General features: G+C 35.5%; 1 protein-coding gene. It reads left to right on the top strand.

Translation table 11 applies throughout. The features are described 5' to 3' along the window. Positions 1–3: 3 nt before the first annotated feature. On the top strand, positions 4–750 hold the full coding sequence (gene fabG / locus FUA24_RS10650; RefSeq protein WP_147133038.1) for a 3-oxoacyl-[acyl-carrier-protein] reductase: 747 nt from the start codon (positions 4–6) through the stop codon (positions 748–750). Positions 751–786: the final 36 nt, after the last annotated feature.

A 786-nucleotide genomic window follows, 5' to 3' on the forward strand; every position in this document is an offset into this window, starting at 1 on the left:
AAAATGAAATTATTAGAAGGAAAAACGGCTATTATTACTGGCGCTAGTAGAGGTATTGGTAAAGGTATAGCAGAAGTATTTGCACAACATGGAGCAAATGTAGCGTTTACATATAGCTCATCAGTTGATGCAGCCAAAGCTTTAGAAGACGCATTAACAAAACTAGGTGTAAAAGCAAAAGGTTACCAAAGTAATGCTGCTAGTTTTGATGAAGCGCAAACCTTAGCCGATGCAGTTGTAAAAGAATTTGGCAGTATTGATATATTAGTTAATAACGCTGGTATTACTAAAGATAATTTATTAATGCGCATTAGTGAAGAAGATTTTGATACTGTTATTGAAGTGAACTTAAAATCGGTTTTTAATATGACCAAAGCAGTACAACGTACTATGCTAAAACAACGCAAAGGATCTATTATCAATATGAGTTCGGTTGTAGGTGTTAAAGGTAATGCAGGCCAAACTAATTACGCTGCTAGTAAAGCAGGTATTATAGGTTTTTCAAAATCTGTTGCTTTAGAGTTGGGCTCAAGAAATATTAGAAGTAACGTGATTGCTCCTGGTTTTATAGAAACTGAAATGACTGCTAAATTAGATGAAGACGTTGTTAAGGGATGGCGTGCCGGAATTCCATTAAAACGTGGCGGATCACCTGAAGATGTAGCTAATGCTTGTGTGTTTTTAGCTAGTGATTTATCAGCGTACGTAACAGGGCAAACGTTACATGTTGATGGCGGAATGCTAACTTAAAATTACGAATTTAGATTGCCTACATACAATTTATAT

It is taken from the genome of Seonamhaeicola marinus, assembly GCF_008085455.1.

What these genes read in the sequence shown, in the direction of transcription:
- fabG (WP_147133038.1), top strand. Translation starts at nt 4, where the DNA reads ATGAAATTATTAGAAGGAAAAACGGCTATTATTACTGGCGCTAGTAGA.